The organism is Paenibacillus sp. HJGM_3 (assembly GCF_045062745.1).
Taxonomy (GTDB): Bacteria; Bacillota; Bacilli; order Paenibacillales; family NBRC-103111; genus Paenibacillus_AA.
The window spans coordinates 288,442-311,900 of record NZ_JBJGED010000003.1; the positions used below are offsets into that span (position 1 = coordinate 288,442).

Below are 23,459 nucleotides of genomic sequence, written 5' to 3' on the forward strand. Positions count from 1 at the left end.
CAACAATCTTGTATAGGCATTCGCTTCATGAGCTGATACACTGGATTTACTCAGAGCCTTCGTCGTCCGCCAAGTCGGAGCGAAGGCTATTCGTATTGCGGTAAGCGGAGGGACGGAGGATATACGATGCGCAAGTTATGGAAGCGGGTTCGCCCCCGAGGATCGTTGTACGGAAAGCTGATTGTGTCCTTCCTGATGCTGGTTGTACCGCTCTATGGCATCAGCCTGCGTATGAACGAGTCGGGCTCCGCCTCGGTTCGGAACGAAATCGCCAATTCGACGTCTACCCGAGTCCAATTTTATATGGAGCAGCTCGAGCTCGAGTTCAGCAAAATCATCAAGCTGAGCAAGGAATACGTGACCGACGACGATGTAATGAAGCTAAGCGTCGCTTCCGAGGTGATGGAGGATTTCGAAAGAACGCGGGCTATTCTGCGGCTGCAAAAGCAGATGCAGCTTCTAAAGGAATCGAGCAGTTATGTGAGCAAGGCGAGTCTCCATTTCTATCAGATGCAGCGTACGATCTCGTCGGGGGAAGGGGTCGGGCCGATTCCGCAGGATGAATTCAGCGCCTTGTCGGCTCCTGCCGACCGCTATACACCGTTCCGGTTCTACAAGAATCGGTTGTTCATCAGCTACACCTACCCCGAATACACGAGCAGCAGCCCGCTCTATCTGTTGGTCGTTGAGATCAATCGCAAGGAGCTCATCGAGGTGCTCAGCCGCTTCACGGATATTCCCGGCGGTGGAGCGATCCTGGCCGATAACCGGGGAGGCTGGACGCTCTCCGGCACCGGCAATAATGGAATGGACGAGGCGATTACGAGCCGCCTGCCGGCAGCCGACACCGGCACCGGAATTGTAACGCAGGTCATTGGGAAGGAACGGTTTTTCACCGCTTCCCGCACGTCCTCGATGCTGGGGACGACGCTGTTCATGTATTTACCCGAGAAGGCGGTACTGGGCCCGCTGAATAAGTATCGGGTATGGACCTGGGTCCTGTCGCTGGTAGCGCTGATCGCCATTCTATTTGTGTCCTATGTCATCTACCGTCTGATCCATCGGCCGCTTCGAACGCTCGTCAGAGCGTTCCGTGCCGTGGAGCAGGGCAACCTGACACGGAGCGTCCACCACCCGGCCAAGGACGAGTTCGCCTATTTGTTCATCCAGTACAATGCGATGGTCGATCATTTGAGGGTGCTCATTCATGAAGTGTATGAACAGCGGTACCGGGCGAACATCTCCGAGTTTCGACAGCTGCAGGCGCAGATCAATCCCCATTTTCTGTACAACAGCTTCTTCACCCTCTCCCACATCGCTCAGAACGAAGAATATGACAGTGTCGTACGATTCACACGATACCTGGGCGAGTATTTCAAATTCATCACTAGGGACGGCTCTGAAGAAGTGACGCTTCAAGCCGAGATGAACTTCGCACGGACGTTCACGGACATTCAGGCATTCCGGTTCTCACATCGCATCCAGGTGCGGTTCGAGGATCCGCCTGTCGAGTTCGAGTCGCTCCGCGTACCGAGGCTCATTGTGCAGCCGATCCTCGAGAACGCATACAATTACGGGCTCGAGAACAAGAAGCGAGATGGAGTGATCCAGGTGTGCAGCACGTGTGACGACCGGTTTGTGACCATTGTGGTGGAGGACAACGGGGATGAGCTGACTGACGAACGGCTGTTGCAGCTCCGGCAAAGCATCCTAGCCGGACCGGAGCCGCTAGAAACGACCGGACTTGTCAATATCCACCGCCGCCTCCGGTTACGCTTCGGGGAAGATGCGTCGCTGCAGCTGTCCCGGAGCGAGCTCGGCGGACTTAAGGTTCGAATCTGTATTCCAAGAGAGAGGGTGTAACGCATGTATCGATTGCTCATTGTAGATGACGAGCCTATCCTGGTCGACGGCATCTATCGCTTGATGCTTGACTTCGAGCGGTATGAGCTCGAGCTGTTCCGTGCGTATTCCGGGGACGAAGCGGTCGAGGTGCTCCGCCGCAACCGGATCGACATCGTGCTGACGGATATCCGGATGCCGGGCATGTCCGGGTTGGAGCTGCAGAGAGAGATCAACCGCGTCTGGCCGGACTGCAAAGTGATCTTCCTCTCCGGGTATAACGATTTCGATTATGTGCAGACGGCGCTGCGTCACGGGTCGGTCGATTATGTGCTGAAGACGGAGCCGCCGGAGGAGATCGTGGCCAGCGTCAGCCGCGCCCTGGAGTCGCTCATCACCGAACGCTCGAACAAGCAGTTCGTCGCGCGAGCGAGGGAACAGCTCCAGCTGGCCGTACCTTACCTGAGACGGGAATGGCTGATCCAGCTGTGCGAGGGGGAAACCGCGTTCGTCAAGGTGGAGCCTCAGCAGTTCGAGGAGCTGGATATCCGGCTGCGGTACGAAGAGGACGTACTGCTCATATTGGGCCGCGTGGACCATTGGAAGGAAGGGTGGAGCGCGTCGGACAAGGCCCTCCTGCTCTATGCCGTCCATAACGTGGCGGAGGAGTTCTTGACCGGCTGCCAGGTGCAGCTCGTGGAGATGGACCGCAATCGGTTTCTGTGGCTCCTACAGCCGGCCGGGCGTGTTCCGGAACCGGAGCTGGAGCCGGAGGAAGCATGGGCGGCGACGGTTCGTCTCGTGCAGGGGGTGCTGGAGACGATCCAGACGACGTGCAAGGACCTGCTCCACATGCCGATCTCGCTCGCAGCCGGCAGCCGGCCGGAGCCGTGGACGAATGTAAGCGCCGCCTATGACCGGCTCAGGAAGCTATTGAGCCGCGGTCTCGGACTTAGTGAGGAGACGCTCCTTTTCGAGGAGGCGGATGCGCCGCCAGAAGGACGCGTTCAGGCGGAGCGCGACAAACACGACATTCGAGCCTTGGTGAAACGGCTGACGGGGGCAGAATTCCTGTTCGAGAGCGGGGACAAGGAGGAGTGGCTGCGGACGATGGAGGAAATCGCGCAGGCGCTGCGGCCGTACTACGCAGACCAACCTTTTTTCATCGAAATCTATTACGCGCTCGCGTCCATGCTCCTCACGCAAGTCAACAGGTGGGAGGACGAAGCAAAGGACGACCTGCTGGCGGACTTGGACAAGTGGATCCAGGGGGGACTGCAGGCGAATCGGGAGGAAGCGGTTCATGGGCTGGCGGCCCTCGCCATGCGGCTGTTCGACATACGCAAGCATGAGCAGGACGACCGGACGAGCCAAGTGGTCGATCGGATTAACCGCTACATTCACGAGCATCTGGACAAAGATTTATCGCTCACCGCGCTGTCCCAGATCGTACATCTGAACCCTTGTTACTTGTCCCGGCTATACAAACAGACGACCGGCGTCGGATTGCTCGATTACATTACCGATGTGCGGATGACTAAAGCGAAGGAGTATGTCGTAGAGTCCCAGCTCAAAATGCATGAGATCACGAAACAGGTGGGGTTCGAGTCTCCGGCTTATTTTGCCCGCATCTTCAAACGCAAGACCGGCTATACCCCCCAAGAGTACCGGCTGCTCGGCCAGAGATAGGCTGGGACGGGACCAAAGTGTAAAAAGCGCAAGTCGTATAGATCGGGCAAGGTTTCTGTAATTTGTAGTATATCGGACCGCCCGGACCTGTTCCTATAATTAGAGCATATTCACACATATAACCAAACAGGGAGGCTCAACAATGAAACGACTCAAGCTTAGTACGCTGGGGGTTCTAAGCGCTTTGCTAGTCACCGCCGCTTGTTCGTCCGAGACGCCGAAGTCCGGGAATCCGTCGGCATCGCCGGCATCCAGCTCTCAACCGGCCGAGTCGGCCAATCCATTCGGGAAGTACAACCCGCCGATTGACATCACTACGGTGCGAAGCGTAGATCCCGGGGTGAAGTTCGTCGGTTCGGACACGATCGAGAATAATGAATGGTCGCGGTTGTACAAGGATCAGCTCGGAATCAACTTGAAGTACAAGTGGATCGCGACGAGCGGCGACGAAATGACGCAGAAGATGAACGTGATGATCGCGTCCGACGACCTCCCAGACTTCCTCGCGGTGAGCAGCATCCAGCTGAAGCAGCTGATCGAGGCCGGTATGGTGCAGGACCTCACCAGCGTGTATGAGAAGTACGCGGCTCCGCTGACGAAGAAATTCATGAACGAAGACGGCCCGGAGCAACTGAATTCCGCCAAATTCAACGGAAAACTGATGGCGATCCCGAATACGAACTCCTCGATGGACGGAGCATCCATTCTGTGGGTACGGACCGATTGGCTGAAGAAGCTGAATCTGCCCGAACCCAAGACCATGGACGATGTAGTGAAGATTGCCGAGGCGTTCGCCAAGCAAGATCCTGACGGCAACGGGAAAGCCGACACGTTCGGACTAGGGCTGAATAAAGGGATCGGCGGCGGCGGGATTATGGGCTTGGGCGGCTTTTTCAACGGCTTCCATGCGTATCAGGGCAGCTGGGTAAAGGACGCCTCCGGCAACATCGCGTACGGTTCGATCCAACCGGAGATGAAGAACGCGCTCCTGAAGCTGCAGGACATGTACAAAAACGGGCTGCTGGACAAAGAATTCGGCGTGAAGGACGGAAACAAGGCGGGCGAGGATCTCGTAGCCGGCAAGATCGGCCTAGCGTATGGCGCGATGTGGCTGCCGATCAATCCGCTGCAGAAGGGCAAGGACCTGAATCCGGCGATGGAATGGAAAGCGTTCCCGATCGTCTCCGCCGACAGTCAACCGGCCAAACCGGCCGTTGGACTTCCGGTGGTGACCTACTACGTGGCGAGCAAGAAGGCGAAAAACCCCGAAGCGCTCATGAAGATGGTCAACATGTTCATAGAGAAGGGTTGGGGACAGACGATCGAGTTCGAAACATACTTCAACACGAAGGAAGGCATCGAGGCGTTCAAGCATGCCCCGTTCAACGCATGGTCTTCGCGTAAAAACCTGGACGTCCATCTGAGCGTGACCGAGGCGCTTAAGTCGGCCAACACGTCCAAGCTGAATCCGGAGCAGCAATCGACTTTGGACAAGGTCAAGGCGTTCAACAACGGCGACAACAAGCAGTGGAACCAGGCGAGAGTGTTCGGCGAAGACAGCTCGTTCAAGGTCATCAACCAGTACGTCAATAACAAGCTGCTCCAGATGAACGCCTTCTACGGCGCTCCGACCAAGACGATGGGCGAGAAGAAAGCGACACTCGACAAGATGGAGCTGGAGACGCTCACGAAGATCATCATGGGCGAACCGATCTCAGCCTTCGACAAGTTCGTGGAGGATTGGAAGAAGCTCGGCGGAAACGAGATTACGCAAGAAATCAATGAATGGGCCAAGTCGGCCAAGTAACGGTCACGATGAAGCGGGGGCAGCGCATGGGGAAGGGGAGCTTAATCTCCTTCCCCATGGGCTCCCCTATGTCTCTGTTCCGGGTTAATTAAGGAGGTGGGCCGACATGACCAGGCGAAAATGGCTTCACAACATGCCCCTTCATCTGATGCTTCTCCCGGCCATCATCCTGGTACTGATCTTCAGTTACTGGCCGATGCTGGGCGTAGTGATGGCGTTCGAGAAATTCATCCCGACGAAGGGGATTTTCGGATCGGACTGGGTGGGACTCAAAAATTTCAAGTATGTGTTCAATCTTCCAGACATCTGGACGATTCTGTGGAATACGATCTTCATCGCGACGATGAAGATCGTCGCAGGACTCGTCGTGCCGATCACGTTCGCACTGCTTCTGAACGAGCTTGTGCGAGAGCGAATCAAGCGGACGGTGCAGACGCTCATTTATTTGCCGCATTTCTTGTCCTGGGTCATCCTGGGCGGGGTGCTGATCGACGTGCTGTCGCTGAAAGGGATCGTCAATGAGGTTATCGGGTTTTTCGGGGTCGAGCCGATCTACTTCCTCGGCAGCAACAGCTGGTTTCCATACGTGCTTGTCATTACCGATGTGTGGAAGGAGTTCGGCTTCGGCACGATCGTGTACCTCGCGGCGTTGACGAGCATTGACCCGTCCTTGTATGAGGCGGCGATCGTGGATGGGGCGAACCGCTGGAAGCAGACGGTTCACATTACGATCCCCGGCATCATGCCGATCGTGATTCTGATGACGACGCTCAGTCTGGGCAGCGTGCTGAATGCCGGCTTCGATCAGGTGTTCAACCTGTACAGTCCGCAAGTGTATGAGAGCGGTGACATTATTGATACGTTCGTCTATCGGATCGGAATGATCGATGCGCAGTACAGCGTCGCCACCGCCGTCGGGTTGTTCAAGTCGGTCGTCTCGCTGCTGTTCATCTCGGTCTCGTATGGCTTGGCATACCGGTTCGCCGGGTATCGGATTTTCTGAGTGGGGAGGAGGGTTTAACCATGAAGCGCAACAACAGCTGGAGTCGAACCTTGTTCCTCGCGGCAAATTACGTATTTTTGATCGGGGCCTCGATTCTGTGTCTTCTGCCGCTGCTGCACGTACTGTCGGTCTCGCTCAGCTCCAGCGCGGCCGCGATGGGCGGACTGGTCGGGCTTTGGCCGGTGCAGTTCACGTTCGACGCCTACACATACGCGCTGAAGAAGCCGGAGTTTCTCGTTGCCCTTATGGTAACGCTGAAGCGAGCGGTTCTGGGGACGGCCGTCAGCATGTTCCTCGTCGTGCTCACCGCCTATCCGCTCGCTAAGGAAGCGACCCGGTTCAAGTGGCGGACGGTATACGCGTGGTTTTTCGTCACCACGATTTTGTTCCACGGCGGACTCATTCCTTCTTACATGACGATCAAGACGCTGGGGCTGCTCGATTCGATCTGGGCTCTCGTGCTGCCGGGAGCGGTGGCGGTGTTCAACATCATTTTGCTGCTGAACTTCTACCGCGGCCTGCCGAGGGAGCTGGAGGAGTCCGCGTTCATGGACGGGGCCGGCCATTGGACGACGCTATGGCGCATCTATGTCCCGCTGTCCACACCGGCGCTCGCGACCATTACCCTATTCACGGTCGTCGGGCACTGGAACAGCTGGTTCGACGGCTTGATCTATATGAATTCGCCGGAGAATTACCCGCTGCAGAGCTACCTGCGCACGATCATTATCGGCAAGGACATGCAGCTTATGACGTCGGTCGATCTGTCCGAGCTGGCGAATTTGTCCGAGCGGACGATCAAGTCGTCCCAAATATTCCTCGCGGCGCTGCCGATCCTGGCGGTGTATCCGTTCCTGCAGCGGTTCTTCGTCAAAGGGATCGTGATGGGGAGCGTCAAGGGGTAGAGCGTTCGTTAGAATGGATCGAGAATTTCGAAAGGGGCGAATGTTGTGGATGTCGTGACGAAGTTGAACGGCGCATTCTGGCTCGCGGCCCGGCAGCCGGGAGACGGAGGGGGAGTTCGACCGGGTAACGAGGTAGCGTATTTCCGCTGCGCGTTCACCTTGCCGGAGAAGGCTGAGCTGCAATTCTCGGTCAGCGCGGGCAGCCGTTACCGCTTGTGGATCAACGGCGTGGCGATCGGGTCCGGGCCGTGCAAGGGGGACCGGTGGCGGCATTATTACGAGACGTATGAACTGGGCTCGTACCTGCGGGAAGGGGAGAACGTGATCGCGGCCAAGGTGGTGGCGTATGCCCCGTACGAGTCGCAGACGCCTGGAGCGGCGGGGCCGTACAGTGTCTGGACGAATGCGGCCGGGCCTTGCTTCATCGCGAGCGGGCAGTGCGTGAGCGCGGCGGGGGACGTGCTGGCGGACGTCTCGACGCGGCGGGAAGGCAGCCGCTGGCGGGTGAGCCTGGACGAGGCGGTGGAATGGGAGACGTACGGCCAGACGCATTTCATGGGCGCGATGGAGCGCGTGCACGGGGAGCGGATTCCGGCGGGCTGGAATGAAGCCGGGCGCGGGGGCGAGGCTGCCGTCGGCGGCGTGTGGCGCCAGCCGGCGGTCCGCTGGCCGGCGGACGGCCGGGCGTACGGGATTATCCCGCCGTTCCCGCTGCAGGACCGCCCGATACCTCTGCTGTTCGAGCGGGAGCGGGTGTTCGTCAGGCGGGATGGCAGGTTAGCGGGAGCCGGTAGGGAGGCCGAGGCGGCCGATGCGGTTGAGGCGCCTGAGGTGGTGCCACCTCGCTCGAGGCGGAAGATCGTCTGGGATGCGGGCGAGGTCACGACCGGCTATGTACGGCTGCAGGTTCGGGGCGGCCGCGGGAGCCGGGTTCGGCTGCTGTATGCGGAGAGCTACTCGAAGAAGCGGGAGGGAGCCGGGTTTCCGCTGAAGGGGCGTCGGGACGATGCCGAGCATTACGACCTGATCGGCCATACTGACGTGTACTGGCCGTCCGGAGCGCAGCACGCGGAGACGTATGAGCCGTTCTGGTTCCGTACCTTCCGGTTCATTGAAGTCGAGGTGGAGACTGCAGACGAGCCGCTGGAGCACGCCCCGCTGACTTACCGGGAGACCGGGTATCCCCTGCAGGCGGCATCGAACGTAGATTCGGCGGGGGCAGATTGGATCCGGCCGCTCTGGGATGTCAGCGTGCGCACCCTGCAGCGCTGCATGCACGAGACGTACGAGGACTGCCCGTATTACGAGCAGCTGCAATATGCGATGGACACGCGTCTGCAAATCTTGTTCACGTACGCGGTCAGCGGGGACGCCCGATTGGCGGCGCGGGCGATTGAGGATTACCATGCGTCGCTGCTGCCGGAGGGCATCCTGCAGGCCCGGTTCCCTTGCCTCGAGTCGCAGGTGATCCCGGCCTTTTCGCTCCATTGGATCCTCATGGTTGAGGATTATTACGAGCATACCGGCGACTCGTCGGTGGCGGCCCGCTACAAGGCGACCGTGGACTCGGTTCTGGACTGGTACGACCGGAAGCTCGGTGAGCACGGACTTGTGGAGCGGCTAGGCTATTGGGAATATTTCGACTGGGTGCCGGAATGGAGCTCGAACAAGGGAGCGCCGACCGCGACTTTGCAAGGGCCCTCCACGATTCACAATCTCTTGTACGTGTACGCCCTTCGCTCGGCCGCCCGCTTGAGCCGGTTGGCCGGCCGGAGGGAGACGGCCGCGGAATATGAAGCGCGCGCCGGTTTAGTGGCGGCAGCGGTTAATGCCCATTGCTGGTGCGAGGAGCGCGGCCTATACCGAGAAGGGCCGGCCTATGAGCAATACAGCCAGCATGCCCAGGTGTGGGCGGTCTTGGCCGGAGCGGTCGAGGGCGAAGCGGCCCGAACCCTCATGGAGCGCATGCTGCGCCAGGACGATCTGCTCGTTGTCTCCTATGCGATGTCGTACTACATGTTCCGGGCGCTGGAGCAGGTTGGGCTATACGCGGAAACCGAAGCGCTCTGGAAGCCGTGGCGGGAGCTGCTGCAGCTCGGCCTGACGACGTGGCCCGAGGATCCGTTCATGCAGCGGAGCGACTGCCACGGCTGGGGCGCCCTGCCGTTGTACGAGTTCACGCGCTGTCTGCTCGGCGTGAAGGCGGCGGATCCGGGCTGGCGCTCGATCCGGATCGGGCCGCAGGGGCTGTCGCTGCCGGAGCTTCGGGGCGAGGCGGTCACGCCCAAGGGCCTCGTGCGCGTGGAATGGCGGCGGGACGCCGAGCGGTGGACCGTGTCGGGCGAGACGCCCGCGGGCACGCCAGCCGTGCTCGTGCTGCCGGACGGCACGCAGCAGGAGCTGCCGCGCGGCGGAGCATTCCGTCTCGAGACGGGCGGGCAGGTGCGGCTGTGAGGCGGCAGGAGCCGCTCGGGGAGCGGCTGCGGTTAGGCAGCACGTTCAGTGTAGCGAATCCGCCCGATCTGGCGCGTATGCGGCAGGCGGGGATCGCGTGCATCGAGCTGAACCTGCATCCGCTGGATGTCGCCGACCCGGGCGTTAGGGCGAAGGCGATTCGGATTGTGGAGGAGGCTCGGGGACTGGGCTTGGACGTATGGTCCGTCCATATCCCTTTTGGGGTGAGCTGGGATCCTTCCAGCCCGGATGAGGAGATTCGCGCTGGGGTGGTGGAGAAAGTGCGAGCCGCCCTTGAGTTCGCGGGTGAGATGGGCGTCGGCATTGCCGTGTTCCACCCGAGCTGGGAGCCGATCGAGCCGGCCGAGCGGGCGGAGCGGCTGGCGATCTGCAAGCGGACGTTGGGCGGATTGGCGTCGGATGCTGCGCGGTTTGGAGTAAGGCTGGCGGTCGAATGCCTGCCGCGGACGTGTCTCGGCCATTCGGCCGACGAGATCGAATGGTTGATCGCCGATGAGCCTGGGCTGGGAGTCTGCGTCGACGTGAATCATTTGTTCCGGGAAGCGCCTGAGCGGTTTATTGAGCGGTTGGGCTCGCGGATTATTACAACTCATATCTCCGACAACGATGGAGCGGATGAGAAGCACTGGATGCCGGGGACCGGCGTCTTGGATTGGACCGGCATCCTGGGGGCGTTGGACCGGACGGGATATGCCGGGGCGTTTATGCACGAGGTGCGGGTTCAAGAGCCGGAAGAGCTGGCCGACACGTATCGCCGCCTGCTCCGGGCGCATGCGACCGGGCGCCCGCTCGTGCCTCTGCTGGCGCTGACCGAACAGGCGTCGTCGCAGATCGTGGTCGTCGATCCGCTGGAATTGGAGGAGGCACAGGAGGGCGAAGGCGAGAGCGGTTGGGCGAGATCCGCTGCATGGCGCTGGCAATGGTCGCCCGGGACTGTCGGGGCGGATGTGCAGGGCTGGGGCTTGCCTTCCGATGTGAAATTGCGGACGTCCGCCGCTCTCGGAGGCGGTCAGTGGATCGTCGCCGCCGATTCGCGCGGGCTCGCCGTGTTGGCGCCGTATCCGGCCGGGCGGCCGATTCGCTGGTCATGCCGTGTCGGAGGCAACCCGCATGCCGTCGAGCTGCTGCCGGACGGCAATGTGGCCGTCGCGGCCAGCGACGGAGGCTGGGTGCGCGTCTATGCGGCATCCCAAGGCGCGGATTGCGCCGATTACGCGGAATTCACGCTGCCAGGCGCGCATGGTGTGCTGTGGGATCCCGACCGTGGGCTGCTGTGGGCGGTAGGGGACCGCGAGCTGGTCGCGCTTCGCGTGGAGGGAACGGCCGCGCGGCCCGAGCTCCTGCAAGCCCGCACTGCGGAACTGCCCACCTCGTGGGGCCATGATCTGGCCCCCGTGTACGGCAACCGCGACAGGCTGTGGGTCACGACGAATACGGGCGTCTATCAGTACAGTAAGGAAGCGGACGTCTGGCTGACCGCGTACCCCGGCTCGGAGGCGGTGAATGGTCTTTTTGTGAAAAGCGTGGGCAATGTTTCGTCCGGCATGGTTTTCACGACAGCCCCAAGGGAAGGGAACATGTATGCCTGGGGTACGGACACAGTCGAAGCGGCGGGTTCGGCTGCCGAAGATCGGTGGGCGCAGGGGATTCGATGGACGATCCCCGGCATGGCGATTTACAAGGCGCGCGTCTGGCGTTCGGAGTATCAGTGAGGTTGTCCAGGCCATAAAGACGGAAAGACGCATCTAAGACCGATCATCCCAGTTGCAATTATGCCTAGGAGGAGGTTTAGAAATGAGCGTATTTCTAAGGACCCGCGTGTCGGGCGTGCTGGAATCGATCCGGAAGATGGAGCGGCGGCGCAAGCTTGCGTACGGCATACTGTCCGTTGCACTGTTGGCCGTACTCGCGGCTTGGTATATCGGCGTTCGGCAGGCGGAGGCGGCTACGCCCTGTGGCTGCTGGATCGTCACGACCAATCAGGCGAACAACACGATCGAGGTGTATGACCCGGTCGTCTATAACTGGAATACGGCCACGGCGAAGAAATGGTCCTGGAAGCCCTCGACGGCGCTCGGCTATTCGACGACCGAAGTCGGCTGGTGGGGCGGCCCGTCCGATGTGAAGCTGCGCAACAACAGCGTCTGGGGCGGGCAATGGGTTGTCGCGACGGCCGGCCGATTGGCGACGATTGCCTCTTATCCGGGCGGCGTGCGGAAGTGGGCGGTGGACGTAGGCGCCGGCAGCAATCCGCACTCCGCCGAGCTGCTGCCGAACGGCAATCTTGCCGTCGCCGCGACGGACGCGGGCTCGGTGCGCGTGTACCCCACCTCGCCGGGAGGCGGTGTTCCGGGCGAGTATCCACTGCTGGCTTCCCATGCTACCTTGTGGGATCCGGCGAACGAGGTGCTGTGGGTCATCGGCCAGGATCCGGTGACGAAGGAGCACATTCTCACCGCCCTAACGGTCGGAGGCACGGTTTCGGCTCCGACTCTGACCGAGGATCTGTCGCGCCGGAGCATCCTGCCTACTCCGTGGGGCCATGACGTGTCGGCGTATTACTATGACACCAACAAGCTATGGGTCAGCACGAACGCCGCCGTCTACATTTACGACAAAACCGCGAAGACGTTCACCTCGGCTCCGAGCGGGGCGAACCGTTCCTTCGTGAAGGGCGTCAGCAATCAGCCGTCCGGCCAGATCGTGGAGACGAAGGCCGATGCTACGAAAACCCCGCCAGGCGCTTGCACAGCGAGCGGCTGGTGTACGGACACCGTAGATTTCTACGCACCGAACGCGACTCGCACGGTAACCGGCGCTGCCTTCTACAAAGCGCGTGTCTGGGGCCCGGATTATCAATAAGCGGCTGTGGTATAAGAAGGTAGGAGGAGTCCCGCAGTTGGCGGGCCTCTTTTTTTGTTTGGATTTCAGAGAGGCCCCTCGTAGCAGTATGGACCGCATGTCACTCCACTGGGCCTAGCAGCCGCTCATAGGATCGCCGCCGTTCTGCGTAATCGACGATATGGCTGACGACGAGGAACTCGTCGACTTCATAGTACCGGGCGAGCTCCTCCAAGCGGTCTCGGACTTGTTGGGGGGTGCCGATCAGCAGTTTGGGGTTCGGCTGAGGGGAAAGGGCGAGAGACGGCGCGGCGGCTGCACCGTTTTCCGCGTCCAGCTCTGGCTGGGGCGGACTGGGCGGCCGGAACAGCCGTGCCCCCTCGGCGGCGAGCTGGTGCGCCGCTTCTTCCGTGTCGGCGCAGATGACGCCGACCGCCACGATCGCCCGAGCGCTGCCTTGCAGGCGTGACGGGCGATAGCTCTGTCTATAGGCGCGGATGATGTCCGCGCCATCCTCGTCGCTCATGAACTGGCCGAAGACGAAGCCGGTTCCGAATTCCGCGGCGTAGGCCGCGCTCTTCCGGTTCGTGCCGAGCAGCCACACCTCCGGCGGGCTCGGCGGGATCGGCCGCGCGGCCACCGGCACGCCGTCCAGCTCGAACGCCCCTGCGAGCAGCTGCATCAGATCGCCGAGCGTCTCCGGCAGCCGCCGGACGTTGTCGAGGAAATTGCCGCTCAGCGCCAGGCTCAAGTGCGCCGAGCCGCCCGGTGCGCGACCGAGCCCGAGGTCGATCCGCCCCGGGTACAAGGTCGCGAGCGTGTGGAACGTCTCGGCGACCTTGATCGCCTTGTAGTGCGGCAGCAGCACCGCGCCCGAACCGAGGCGGATGCGCTCGGTCCGGGCGCCGACGTGCGCGAGCACGACCTCGGGCGCGGAGCAGGCGAGGCGCTCCATGTCGTGATGCTCGGCTACCCAGTACCGGGTGTAGCCGAGCCGTTCCGCCGTCTGCGCCAGCAGGACGGCTTGCTCGAGCGCCTCCGCCGCGCTCGCGCCCGGGAGGATAGGGAGCAGATCGAGTACGCTTAGCTGAAGCTTATGGATACTATCATCTCCTTAGTGGACAATAGGATGCAGAGATTTCTAAAAATGGTGGTCTGACCGCGAGTTGCCGAATTAATCGACGAAACCGACCAACGCACCACGCCCCAGACCACCAGCCGCCTTACTTTTCCACCATTTTACCACAAAGGGATTGCAAGAGCTTCCCCTCCTGTGTATACTGTTAATATAAATATACACAGTATACAGACTTAACATCGAAAGGCGAGATGGTGATACATGGTGTGGAAGCGTGCCTGGTGGATTGCCAAATATAATTTGAATCAATCCAAAAAGGGATATGTGCTCTCGGTGCTGTTCAACCTGTACTTCAGCTTCTTTATCGGAATGGCATTGAGGCGCGTGTTGGAGCAACAGCCCGGCGAGCACGAATGGGGCGATTACTTGATGCAGGATATCCTGATGCTCACCAGTGTCAGTGTAATGGGGTTCGTGATGTCGAAGGAGTACCGCAATTACTGGAATAGCGACACCATTACCAAAAAACTGGCCTACATGCGTTCACTGCCGATCCGAATCGAAGAACTGGTGCTGGGGCGATTCCAGACTTTGTTCGTTTGCCTGTTCGCGTTCGCGCCGATCTTGTACATCCCGCTCTACTTCGTAGCCGGGTTCGGGAGCCATCTAAGTATCGTGCATTATGTGGAGTGGGCGATCACTTGGCTTGGAATCGGAGCCAGCATAGGCGGGATGTATGTGGTCACGGAGATGGGCTGGTCCGGAAAGCACTACTTCTGGTTTTGCATGGCCTCCATGATCGGAATCGTACTGCTGGGAGTCATGGGAGCGGTTATAGGAGTTAGTTACGTAAAAGCCACCATCGAATTGGTCGAGGACTACGGCGTGCTCATCCCGGCGCTGAGCCTGATTGCCGCTCTTCTCCTAACTCGTCTCTGGATGAAACTGACCGAGCGCCGCCTCCGTACGCGGGACTACGCCCGGTGAGGAGGTGAGGGCAATGCCCATCCCAATCAAAGTAGCAGCCGATTCCCCTGAACCTATGTATCATCAAATCGAAGTGCAGCTTCGCGGCTTAATCGTAAGCGGTCAACTCGCGGAAGGGACGCTGCTGCCCTCCATTCGGGAGATGGCGACGGATCTGAATTGCAGCGTCATCACGATTCGCCGGGTGTACCAGGACTTGGAGAACGAAGGGCTGCTCCGCACCCGACAAGGCACGGGAACGTTCGTAGCGGCCGTCAGCGTGCAGGACCGCCAGGGCTATCGGACCGAAGCGGTCAAGGAAGCGGTGCAAGCCGCTTTCGAAACGGCCAAGCGCGTCCAATTCACCCGCGAGGAAATGCAACAGCTGCTCGACGAAACCATAGAGGAGTGGTACCCCGCCGCCGCAAATCCCGAGAAGGAGGATCTGTAAAATGGCCCAACAACCATCGATCATCAGGATCCAAGGACTAAGCAAAAAGTACGGAGACTTCCAACTGGGGCCGATCGATCTGCAAGTGGAGCCGGGCTGCGTACTGGCCGTCGTCGGGCCGAACGGCTCGGGCAAAACGTCGCTGTTCCAGCTCCTCCTGAACATCGGACGCCTGGATACCGGTTCCGTCACCTTGTTCGGAGAACCGTACGACGAGAGGGAGACGGAGATCAAAGCCCGCATCGGCTACGTGGCCGACAACTCCTATGCCGAGGAGCAGGGCTGGAGGGTGAATGAATATGCCGAGTTCCACGCCCTCTGGTATCCGGCCTGGAATCCGACCAAGTGGCAAGCGCTTATGAAACGATACGAGATCAACCCGAGCCATAAGGTCAAGGCGCTCTCGAAGGGCATGAAGCGCCGCATCGCTTTCTGCGTGGCGCTGGCGCAGGAACCGGAGCTGCTGCTCCTCGACGAACCCTCGTCGGGACTCGATCCGCTCGCTTGGCGGCTCATGCTGGAGGACATCCAGCAGTTCATGGCGGACGGCACACGGACGGTTGTTATGGCGACCCATACGATCGACGAAGTGCGGCGGTTGGCCGACTACGTGGCCTTCATGCACCAAGGCCGGCTGCTGGGCGTGCATGAGAAAGACACTCTGCTCGACAGCTGGAAGTCCTTCTGGGTGGAGGCCCCCTCCGACAGGCTCGAGGGAGTCGGTTCGTTGCCCGGTGTCGTGGCGGTCGAGACATACCGCGGCTGCCGCCTCGTGAGCCGCTCGGCCCAGGAGACGGAGCAGGCGCTGCGCCAGGCCGGCCTCTACGTCAGCCAAGTGCAGTCGGTGGAGCTGGACGAAATCTTAACGCATTTGATTATTCACGGAGCTAAGGAGATGCAAAGACGATGAGCGCAATTACGCTGAAGCTGGAGCAGGTCACGAAGCACTATGGAACAAAGACCGCGGTGAACGGCATCGATATAGAGGCCCGCGAGGGCGAGATCTTCGGGCTGCTCGGGGCGAACGGGGCCGGGAAGACGACTACGATGCGGATGGTGCTGGGGCTCATTTTGCCGGACGGGGGTACGATTCGGTGGCAGGGGCACGGCTATACCGAGGAGCTCAAGCGGCTGATGGGATATTTGCCCGAAGAGCGCGGCTTGTATCCGAAGGTGAAGGTGTCCGATCAGCTGCTGTACCTCGCCGAGCTGCGGGGCACCCCCCGCAAGGAAGCCGAGCGCAGCCTGAAGATGTGGCTCGAGCGGTTCGAGGTGCCGGAGTATTACGATAAGAAGGTCGAGGAGCTGTCCAAGGGCAATCAGCAAAAAATTCAATTCATCGCGGCTGTCATTCACAACCCGGCCATTCTGATCCTCGACGAGCCGTTCAGCGGCCTCGATCCGGTCAATGTCGAGCTGCTGAAGAAGCAGGTGAAGGAGCTGCGTAATCAGGGGAAGACGATTCTATTCTCCAGCCACCGGATGGACCATGTCGAGGAGCTGTGCGAGAACGTCTGCATCCTGCACAGATCGAACACGATGCTGAAAGGCAGCCTGAAAGCGATCAAGCGGTCGTTCCCCCGGGAACGCATCATCCTGGAAACGGAGCGTGCCGTGGAAGGGCTCGCTTCGATCCCGGGCGTCAAGGAAGTGATCCCCCATCAAGCGTGGACGGAGATTCACGTCGTCGACCCCAGCGTGGGGCAGGACATTTTACAAGCGGCTATGCGGCAGACGGAAGTGAACCGGTTCCAGATCATGGAGCCGACATTGAACGAAATCTTCATAAAGACGGTAGGTGGCGACCTTGAATAGTTGGATGGCTGTAGTCAAATTCACCTTTCGCAACAAAATGAATTCCAAGTCGTTTCTCGTCACGACGATCATCATCTCGCTCATCGTAACGGTTCTCATCAATTTGCCTAACATTATCGCGCGATTCTCCGACCATGAAGCGACTAAGATCGGCGTGATCGAGAACGGCACGACCGTCACCGGGATGCTGCAGGCGTACTCCGGCAAGCAGCCGGAACCGGATTTCGAATTCATTTCCTTGAAGGGCACGGGGACGAAGGAAGGCAATGAGCGGCTGGCGCTGGAACAGATCGAGGCGGGTACGATCAAAGGCATGCTGGAGCTGACGGACGATCCGGCCGGAGGGTTCCCTAAGGCCACGTACAAATCGAAGAGCGGGACGAACTTCTCGCAGGAGAACAAGCTGCAGACCGTGCTGCAGATGGTCAAATCGGAATGGACGATGAAAGACTTGGGCCTGAGGCCCGAACAGCTCGCGAAGCTGACCTCTCCCCTGAAGCTCGAGACGGTACAATTGATGCAAGGGGATCAAGGGAAGTCGGAGTCGGAGATAGCAATGGCCTACGGGCTTGTCTATGCTCTGCTCATGCTGCTGTACATCAGCGTGATCGGATTCGGCAACATGGTTGCGATGGAGATCACGTCAGAGAAAAGCTCGCGCGTCATGGAGCTGCTCGTGACGAGTGTCGCGCCGCTCAAGCAAATGTTCGGCAAGATCGTCGGCATCTGCCTCGTAGGGCTCGTGCAGATCGGCGTCTTCATCGCTGTAGCGGCGGCCAATCTGGCGGTTCCGGCCAATTGGGAGAAGTTCAAGGAGATGGATATCCGCCTAGGCGATCTCGACCCGATGCTGCTCGTCTACTTCCTGATCTTCTATCTGCTCGGCTATTTCATCTACTCCACGATGTTCGCGGCGGTCGGCTCGCTCGTGAGCCGCACGGAGGAGGTCGGGCAAGCGATTATGCCGCTTACGTTCGTCATCGTGGCCGGGTTCATGATCGCGATGTTCGGACTGCAGAACCCGACCGCCCCGTTCGTCGTTGCGATGTCGTTCGTTCCGTTCTTCTCGCCGCTCATCATGTTCCTGCGCGTGGGGATGAGCGATCCGGCGCTCTGGGAAGTGTGGCTGTCGATCGCGATTACCGCGGTGTCCGTGTACGCGCTCGGCTGGCTGTCCGCGAAGATCTATCGCGTCGGCGTGTTGATGTACGGTAAGCGTCCGGGCTTCGGCGAGCTGCGCAAGGCAATGAAGGCGTTCAAGGTTTAGTACTGAAACAGCAACCGCATTAACAAATGAGACTTTTTATATGTACGAATGAGACTAAAATAAAAGGCCAGTTAGATCAACCCCGAAGGCCATGACGGTGGAGGATTTCGGTCGTTGGATCGAAACGGCGTATTTCTATATGCTGTCGGATTACGTAGTGGCGGTGACCTTGTCCGAGACCGAAATCGCCCAAGAGGTGTCCGACCGATGGATCGCGAGCGGCGACGAGTTGAAAATGTCGGCAGGCTGGAGCTGCTACTGCTGGCTGCTAGGCAGCCGGCCGGACCGCGAGTTCTCCGAAAGCAAGCTGGCGGCCCTTGCTGGACCAAGTAAAAGAAACGATCCACGACGCTCCCGAGCGCGCGAAATATGCCATGAATCAGCTGTGGCGGTCTCCTATGTGCCGCTTCACGACAAGGCGGTCCGAATCGCCAAGGAAGTGGGGCCGGTAGCGGTGGGGAGCGGCGCGAAAAGCAAGACCATAAACGCTCTCGTAAACATTCAAAAAGCGGTGGACAATGGGCAAATCGGCTTTAAACGCAAGCATGTCCGCTGTTAGAGAAGGCTGCAGTTACCTATTAAAAGGCACCCCCGGTGCCTTTTTGTTTTGCCTGCGCCATGCCGTGTAATCTATAATCTATACGGTTATGGAAAGAGTTAATCCGTGAAACAATAGTCTTGAACCGAGGTGCGGGTATGCAGACGATTATGATTGTGGAAGACGATCCGAAAATTGCGGAACACTTGCAAGGATACATTCAAAAATATGGCTTCCAAGCGGTCAAAGTGACCGACTTTCACGCCGTCATGGACACCTTCCATGCCCACTCGCCCGATTTGGTCCTACTGGATATCAATCTCCCTAGCTACGACGGCTATTATTGGTGCAGGCAGATTCGCAAGGAATCGATTTGCCCGGTGATTTTCATCTCGGCCCGAATCGGAGAAATGGATCAGGTCATGGCCTTGGAAAACGGCGGGGACGACTTTATTACGAAGCCGTTTTCGGCGGAAGTCGTCATGGCGAAAATCCGCAGCCAGCTGCGCCGGACATACGGCGAATATGCATCGAAAGCGCAGGAGCGAGTGCTCGAGCGGGACGGACTGAAGCTGTTTCCGGAAAGGCTGGAGATGACGTACCAGGCGAACACCGTGTCGTTGTCCAAAAACGAAGCCGACATTATTGAAAGCTTGCTGGACCGCTATCCGCGTGTGGCCGGCCGGGAGGACCTGCTGGAGAAGCTCTGGGACGATCAGTCCTATGTGGATGAAAACACGTTGAATGTGAATATAACCCGGGTGCGCAAAAAGTTTCAGCAGCTCGGCCTCCCGGATGCCGTGGAAACGGTCCGCGGGACGGGGTACCGATTAAACGTCAGCTGGCCTGCCGGGGGTAAACGATGAGGTTGTTTTTCAAAGAGCATGCTCTGTTAATTGCCGTCCAGGCGCTGCAGTTTTTTACCGTATTGTCGATCTATTGGCTCGCCGGCTTCCGCTCTTTGCTTCCTGGCCTTTATGCGGCGTTTCTGGGCTTTTTCTTTCTTACGTGTTACCTTGTCTACCACTACGTCAGCCGCCGCGGCTTCTACAAGCGGTTGAACGATCCGCTGGAATCGTTGGACGATTCCTTGCAGAGGACGGAGCACGCCCCCATCTCGGAAGCGCTGGACCAGCTGCTGCGGGATCAATACCGGTCTTACAAAAATCAGATCAAAACGCTGGAACAACAGCAGGAGCAGCATCTGCAGTTTATGGAGCAATGGGTGCATCACATGAAAACCCCGCTGTCCGTCATTGAATTGACAGCCCAAAATCTGGACGAACCCGAGTCGTCCGATATTCGGGAAGAGACGGACCGGATGAAAACCGGGCTGAACACGATTTTGTATATGGCCCGGCTTCGGTCGATGGAGCAGGATTTTCACATCAAGCCGGTCCTGTTGTCCAAAATCGTTCATGACGTGAATAAAGAGAATCGAAGATTTTATATCCGCAGCAAGGTGTATCCGAAGCTGGAAGAGAGCAGGCCAGGGATTATGGTGGAAACGGATGAGAAGTGGCTGTTTTTCATCTTGTCCCAACTGATGCATAACGCGGTTAAATATTCGTCCGGGAAAAGCGACACCTTCCTCGTATCCCTTTATGAACAGGCCGGGGAGGCCGTTCTGCAAGTGAAGGATTTCGGCGTCGGCATCCCGGAAACGGATAAACGGCGGGTGTTCGACGCTTTTTATACCGGGGAAAACGGACGTGTTTTCCGGGAATCTACCGGGATGGGGCTTTATCTGACGAAGGAGGCGGCGCATTACTTGGGGCACCGGATCGAGCTGGAGTCGGAGGCCGGCCAGGGAACGGAAATCCGCATCCTTTTCTCCTCCACTCAAAACCTTACGGCCCTGTAAGGAAATTGAAAGTTTAATCGATAGTCCATGCCCGGCGGACCGCGGTATGATAACCACAGATCCCAAGATCGGATCGGAGAGAAAGGAGATCTAAAGCATGCTGAATGTAAAACAGGTAAGTAAGGTGTACGAAGGCAACATCACCCACCGCGCTTTGACGGATATCGATTTGACGATCGTGGAGGGAGAATTCGTCGGCATTATGGGTCCGTCCGGCAGCGGCAAAACGACTCTGCTCAATATTATAGCTACGATCGACGAACCTACGACCGGCGAGGTTTTGATTAACGGCCAGAATCCGCACCGTCTCAAGAAAGACGACCTGGCTAAGTTTCGCCGCCGCGAGCTCGGGTTTGTGTTTCAGGATTTCAATCTGCTCCATACCCTGACGGTGGAGGAAAACATCGTCCTGCCGCTAACGCTGGATGGCAGCAAAGTGGCGGAGATGAAACAAAAAGCGCATGCCGTCGCAGCCAAGCTCGGGATTACGGAGATCCTGAAAAAACGCACATACGAAATCTCCGGCGGTCAAGCTCAAAGAACGGCGGTTGCCCGAGCGATGATTCATGCGCCGAAGCTGCTGCTGGCCGACGAGCCGACCGGGAACCTGGATTCCAAGTCCTCCAAGGATGTGATGGAATTGCTTGAGTCCCTTAACCGGGAGGAGCGCGCGACCATGATGCTGGTTACACATGATCCGCTAGCGGCCAGCTACTGCAACCGGGTCGTGTTCATCCGCGACGGCAAGCTGTATTCGGAAATTCACCGCGGCGACAATCGTCAGGCTTTTTTCCAGCGGATCATCGATACTTTATCCTTGCTGGGAGGGCACGCCAATGACCTTTCGTCAATTCGCGTTTAATAACGTCTCCCGCAACAAACGGCTGTATGCCGCCTATTTTCTGAGCAGCCTGTTCACGGTCATGGTGTTTTTTACGTTCGCCATCTTTGCGTTCCATCCGGCCCTCAGCGGTGACGAGATGAACGGCAATGTGGTCAAGGGCATGAACGTAGCAGCGGGTATCATTTATGTGTTTTCCTTTTTCTTTATTCTTTATTCGATGAGCTCTTTTCTGCAGTCGCGGAAAAAAGAGTTCGGCTTGCTCATGATGCACGGCATGTCGATGCGGCAAATTCGATCGATGGTGTTCCTGGAAAACATGATCATCGGCTTTTTCGCTACATTGGGCGGGATCACGCTGGGGTTGGTGTTCGCCAAAGCCATTTTGCTGCTCGCCCAAAACGTACTGATCATCGAAAATGAGCTGAACTTTTATATCCCGGTCGGTGCGGTCGGGTTAACCTTCGGTTCGTTTATCGTGTTGTTTTTCGTCATTTCCCTATTTGTCTCTTACGTGCTGCGCAGCCGCAAGCTGATCGAGCTGCTCAAAGGGGACAAGAAGTCCAAAGGCGAACCGAAAGCGAATTTGCTTTTAACGGTGTTAGGGATTTTGTTGCTGGGGACCGGGTATACGATTGCCTTCTTCGTAAAGGGAGTGATCGTCGTAGTGGCTCTGCTGCCGGTGGTTGTGCTGGTGATTCTCGGCACTTACCTGTTTTTTACGCAGATCAGCGTGTTTGCGGTACGCCGGTTGAAGAATAAGGAGACGTGGTTCTGGCGGAAGACCAATATGATTTTGTTCTCCGACCTCTCCTACCGGATGAAGGACAATGCGCGGACCTTTTTTCTGGTGGCCGTTATTTCTACCGTAGCGTTCAGCGCGATCGGGACCTTGTTCGGGCTGCAGACGTTTCTGACGGCCGGCATCAAGACGGGGAACCCGAATACGTTCACTTATTATGGGGATGCCCAGGAACAGCAGACCGTGGCCGCGATTAATCGGACTTTGCAGGAAGAGGGGGTCCAGGCTGACCAAGCGCACATGTTTCTCCGCTATTATAAGATGGGCGGCGAGCGGGTGCAGATCTCCAAGGAATCCGACTATAACCGCTTTGCAGCACTAATCGGCAAAGCACCGGTTGACGTACCAGACGGGCAAGTGTTTGCCGTGAGGGCCGATAGCTTTACGATAGGCAGGAACCCGGAGCGGATGGACGCAACCGTTGAACTCGCGACTGGTGTCGTGCTGCAGCCGGGAAAGATGTTCTCCTCGAATGCTTTGCCGTTCGCGGATTCCTATATCGTGTCGGACCGGGACTACGAGCTGCTTCCCGCTCCGGCGGAGGAGAGAAGCTTCTACGCGTGGCAAGCGACGGATGGGAAGCAGCATGTCCTGGCGGCCGCGGAAAAGCTGGAGGCGCAGATGCTGCATGATGTGTTCTGCAGCGAATATAGGATTTATCAAATCAACAAGCAATACGGCCCGGTTATGTTCGTCGGTTTGTTTATCGGCATTGTGTTTTTCGTCTCGGCGGGCAGCTTCTTGTATTTCCGGCTCTACATGGATGTGGACGGGGACAAGCAGAAATTCAAGACGATCGCCCGAATGGGCCTAAGCGAAAAAGAATTGAAGCAGGTGTTGAATCGGCAGACGGCGATTTTGTTTTTCGCTCCGATCGTCGTGGCACTTCTGCACGGGGCGGTGGCGCTAACCTCGCTATCCCATCTGTTCTTTTATGATCTGTTCAGGGAATCCGCGGTCGTGCTCGGCGTGTTCCTGGCGATTCAGATTGTGTATTTCTTCATCGTGCGGTTTTACTATACGAAGCAGATTAAAGCGGCAATTCGTATGTAGATTGCAGTCTTGGGCTCCGGGGCGAAAGTTGGCTCCGGAGCTTTTTTTGCCCGCTGGGAGCGTGTAATCACTTGAACTCCCTCGGTACGATAGAAGGTGTGAGGGCTTAAGCTACCGGGAGACGATTGTTCAACACCACCATCATGAAGCTGCCGCTGAGCGATCCCGGCGGTATCATTAAGCTAAAGGGCAGATTTGAGGAATGGATAATAAAGGAATGTG

Annotated in this window: 18 protein-coding genes and 1 pseudogene; 18 read left to right on the forward strand and 1 reads right to left on the reverse strand. The window is 58.5% G+C overall.

Annotated features, from left to right (window positions below; all coding sequences use genetic code 11):
- The first annotated feature begins 126 nt into the window (after positions 1 to 126).
- The 8 genes from ACI5FR_RS05335 (at position 127) to ACI5FR_RS05370 (ending at position 12,583) form a co-directional block, all read left to right on the forward strand.
- Entirely contained in the window at positions 127 to 1,863 is a 1,737-nt protein-coding gene (locus ACI5FR_RS05335; protein WP_405451310.1) for a sensor histidine kinase, read from the forward strand.
- Positions 1,864 to 1,866: 3 nt separating this feature from the next.
- The gene (locus tag ACI5FR_RS05340) at positions 1,867 to 3,531 is read left to right on the forward strand and encodes a response regulator (RefSeq protein ID WP_405451312.1); all 1,665 of its coding nucleotides are present in this window, start codon (positions 1,867 to 1,869) and stop codon (positions 3,529 to 3,531) included.
- A 142-nt stretch (positions 3,532 to 3,673) separates the two neighbouring features.
- On the forward strand, positions 3,674 to 5,338 hold the full coding sequence (locus ACI5FR_RS05345) for an extracellular solute-binding protein (RefSeq protein ID WP_405451315.1): 1,665 nt from the start codon (positions 3,674 to 3,676) through the stop codon (positions 5,336 to 5,338).
- Between the two features lie 106 nt (positions 5,339 to 5,444).
- Positions 5,445 to 6,341: an ABC transporter permease gene (locus ACI5FR_RS05350; RefSeq protein WP_405451317.1), complete on the forward strand. Its 897-nt coding sequence runs from the start codon at positions 5,445 to 5,447 to the stop codon at positions 6,339 to 6,341.
- A 20-nt stretch (positions 6,342 to 6,361) separates the two neighbouring features.
- The gene (locus tag ACI5FR_RS05355; protein WP_405451319.1) at positions 6,362 to 7,246 is read left to right on the forward strand and encodes a carbohydrate ABC transporter permease; all 885 of its coding nucleotides are present in this window, start codon (positions 6,362 to 6,364) and stop codon (positions 7,244 to 7,246) included.
- A 45-nt stretch (positions 7,247 to 7,291) separates the two neighbouring features.
- Entirely contained in the window at positions 7,292 to 9,700 is a 2,409-nt protein-coding gene (locus ACI5FR_RS05360) for a family 78 glycoside hydrolase catalytic domain (protein ID WP_405451322.1), read from the forward strand.
- Positions 9,697 to 11,433, forward strand: coding sequence for a DUF6528 family protein (locus ACI5FR_RS05365; RefSeq protein ID WP_405451325.1), 1,737 nt, complete (start codon positions 9,697 to 9,699; stop codon positions 11,431 to 11,433). Before ACI5FR_RS05360 ends, ACI5FR_RS05365 begins: the two co-directional genes overlap by 4 nt.
- A gap of 82 nt (positions 11,434 to 11,515) precedes the next feature.
- Positions 11,516 to 12,583 carry a DUF6528 family protein gene (locus ACI5FR_RS05370; protein ID WP_405451327.1) on the forward strand — a complete coding sequence of 356 codons (1,068 nt, stop codon included), beginning with the start codon at positions 11,516 to 11,518 and terminating at the stop codon, positions 12,581 to 12,583.
- Positions 12,584 to 12,683: 100 nt separating this feature from the next.
- Here the strand turns inward: ACI5FR_RS05370 and ACI5FR_RS05375 are convergent, their stop codons facing one another.
- Positions 12,684 to 13,664, reverse strand: a complete 981-nt coding sequence (locus ACI5FR_RS05375) for an LLM class flavin-dependent oxidoreductase (RefSeq protein ID WP_405451501.1) — start codon at positions 13,662 to 13,664, stop codon at positions 12,684 to 12,686.
- Positions 13,665 to 13,901: 237 nt separating this feature from the next.
- Here ACI5FR_RS05375 and ACI5FR_RS05380 point away from each other — a divergent pair, with 237 nt between their 5' ends.
- The 10 genes and pseudogenes from ACI5FR_RS05380 (at position 13,902) to ACI5FR_RS05425 (ending at position 23,237) form a co-directional block, all read left to right on the forward strand.
- Complete coding sequence (locus ACI5FR_RS05380) at positions 13,902 to 14,627, forward strand: hypothetical protein (RefSeq protein WP_405451330.1); 726 nt, start codon at positions 13,902 to 13,904, stop codon at positions 14,625 to 14,627.
- Between the two features lie 13 nt (positions 14,628 to 14,640).
- The gene (locus ACI5FR_RS05385; protein WP_405451333.1) at positions 14,641 to 15,057 is read left to right on the forward strand and encodes a GntR family transcriptional regulator; all 417 of its coding nucleotides are present in this window, start codon (positions 14,641 to 14,643) and stop codon (positions 15,055 to 15,057) included.
- 1 nt (position 15,058) lies between these two features.
- Positions 15,059 to 15,967 (forward strand): ABC transporter ATP-binding protein, encoded by a 909-nt coding sequence (locus tag ACI5FR_RS05390; RefSeq protein WP_405451336.1) that lies wholly within the window; start codon positions 15,059 to 15,061, stop codon positions 15,965 to 15,967.
- Positions 15,964 to 16,872 carry an ABC transporter ATP-binding protein gene (locus ACI5FR_RS05395; protein ID WP_405451339.1) on the forward strand — a complete coding sequence of 303 codons (909 nt, stop codon included), beginning with the start codon at positions 15,964 to 15,966 and terminating at the stop codon, positions 16,870 to 16,872. The genes ACI5FR_RS05390 and ACI5FR_RS05395 overlap by 4 nt, the downstream gene beginning before the upstream one ends.
- Positions 16,856 to 18,139 (forward strand): ABC transporter permease, encoded by a 1,284-nt coding sequence (locus ACI5FR_RS05400; protein WP_405451341.1) that lies wholly within the window; start codon positions 16,856 to 16,858, stop codon positions 18,137 to 18,139. The genes ACI5FR_RS05395 and ACI5FR_RS05400 overlap by 17 nt, the downstream gene beginning before the upstream one ends.
- Before the next feature lie 70 nt (positions 18,140 to 18,209).
- Positions 18,210 to 18,698: pseudogene (locus ACI5FR_RS05405) on the forward strand (DNA alkylation repair protein); the annotation flags it as partial.
- 137 nt (positions 18,699 to 18,835) lie between these two features.
- Positions 18,836 to 19,543, forward strand: a complete 708-nt coding sequence (locus ACI5FR_RS05410) for a response regulator transcription factor (RefSeq protein ID WP_405451343.1) — start codon at positions 18,836 to 18,838, stop codon at positions 19,541 to 19,543.
- Positions 19,540 to 20,541 (forward strand): sensor histidine kinase, encoded by a 1,002-nt coding sequence (locus ACI5FR_RS05415; protein WP_405451346.1) that lies wholly within the window; start codon positions 19,540 to 19,542, stop codon positions 20,539 to 20,541. The genes ACI5FR_RS05410 and ACI5FR_RS05415 overlap by 4 nt, the downstream gene beginning before the upstream one ends.
- 97 nt (positions 20,542 to 20,638) lie before the next feature.
- On the forward strand, positions 20,639 to 21,403 hold the full coding sequence (locus tag ACI5FR_RS05420; RefSeq protein WP_405451348.1) for an ABC transporter ATP-binding protein: 765 nt from the start codon (positions 20,639 to 20,641) through the stop codon (positions 21,401 to 21,403).
- Positions 21,378 to 23,237 (forward strand): ABC transporter permease, encoded by a 1,860-nt coding sequence (locus ACI5FR_RS05425; protein WP_405451351.1) that lies wholly within the window; start codon positions 21,378 to 21,380, stop codon positions 23,235 to 23,237. The genes ACI5FR_RS05420 and ACI5FR_RS05425 overlap by 26 nt, the downstream gene beginning before the upstream one ends.
- Positions 23,238 to 23,459 lie beyond the last annotated feature (222 nt).

Excerpts from the sequence above, each read along its gene's own strand:
- ACI5FR_RS05340 (WP_405451312.1), top strand. The coding sequence starts at position 1,867 with ATGTATCGATTGCTCATTGTAGATGACGAGCCTATCCTGGTCGACGGC.
- ACI5FR_RS05385 (WP_405451333.1), top strand. The coding sequence starts at position 14,641 with ATGCCCATCCCAATCAAAGTAGCAGCCGATTCCCCTGAACCTATGTAT.
- ACI5FR_RS05415 (WP_405451346.1), top strand. The coding sequence starts at position 19,540 with ATGAGGTTGTTTTTCAAAGAGCATGCTCTGTTAATTGCCGTCCAGGCG.
- ACI5FR_RS05345 (WP_405451315.1), top strand. The coding sequence starts at position 3,674 with ATGAAACGACTCAAGCTTAGTACGCTGGGGGTTCTAAGCGCTTTGCTA.
- ACI5FR_RS05370 (WP_405451327.1), top strand. The coding sequence starts at position 11,516 with ATGAGCGTATTTCTAAGGACCCGCGTGTCGGGCGTGCTGGAATCGATC.
- ACI5FR_RS05335 (WP_405451310.1), top strand. The coding sequence starts at position 127 with ATGCGCAAGTTATGGAAGCGGGTTCGCCCCCGAGGATCGTTGTACGGA.
- ACI5FR_RS05395 (WP_405451339.1), top strand. The coding sequence starts at position 15,964 with ATGAGCGCAATTACGCTGAAGCTGGAGCAGGTCACGAAGCACTATGGA.
- ACI5FR_RS05380 (WP_405451330.1), top strand. The coding sequence starts at position 13,902 with ATGGTGTGGAAGCGTGCCTGGTGGATTGCCAAATATAATTTGAATCAA.
- ACI5FR_RS05350 (WP_405451317.1), top strand. The coding sequence starts at position 5,445 with ATGACCAGGCGAAAATGGCTTCACAACATGCCCCTTCATCTGATGCTT.
- ACI5FR_RS05390 (WP_405451336.1), top strand. The coding sequence starts at position 15,059 with ATGGCCCAACAACCATCGATCATCAGGATCCAAGGACTAAGCAAAAAG.
- ACI5FR_RS05410 (WP_405451343.1), top strand. The coding sequence starts at position 18,836 with ATGCAGACGATTATGATTGTGGAAGACGATCCGAAAATTGCGGAACAC.
- ACI5FR_RS05420 (WP_405451348.1), top strand. The coding sequence starts at position 20,639 with ATGCTGAATGTAAAACAGGTAAGTAAGGTGTACGAAGGCAACATCACC.
- ACI5FR_RS05355 (WP_405451319.1), top strand. The coding sequence starts at position 6,362 with ATGAAGCGCAACAACAGCTGGAGTCGAACCTTGTTCCTCGCGGCAAAT.
- ACI5FR_RS05425 (WP_405451351.1), top strand. The coding sequence starts at position 21,378 with ATGACCTTTCGTCAATTCGCGTTTAATAACGTCTCCCGCAACAAACGG.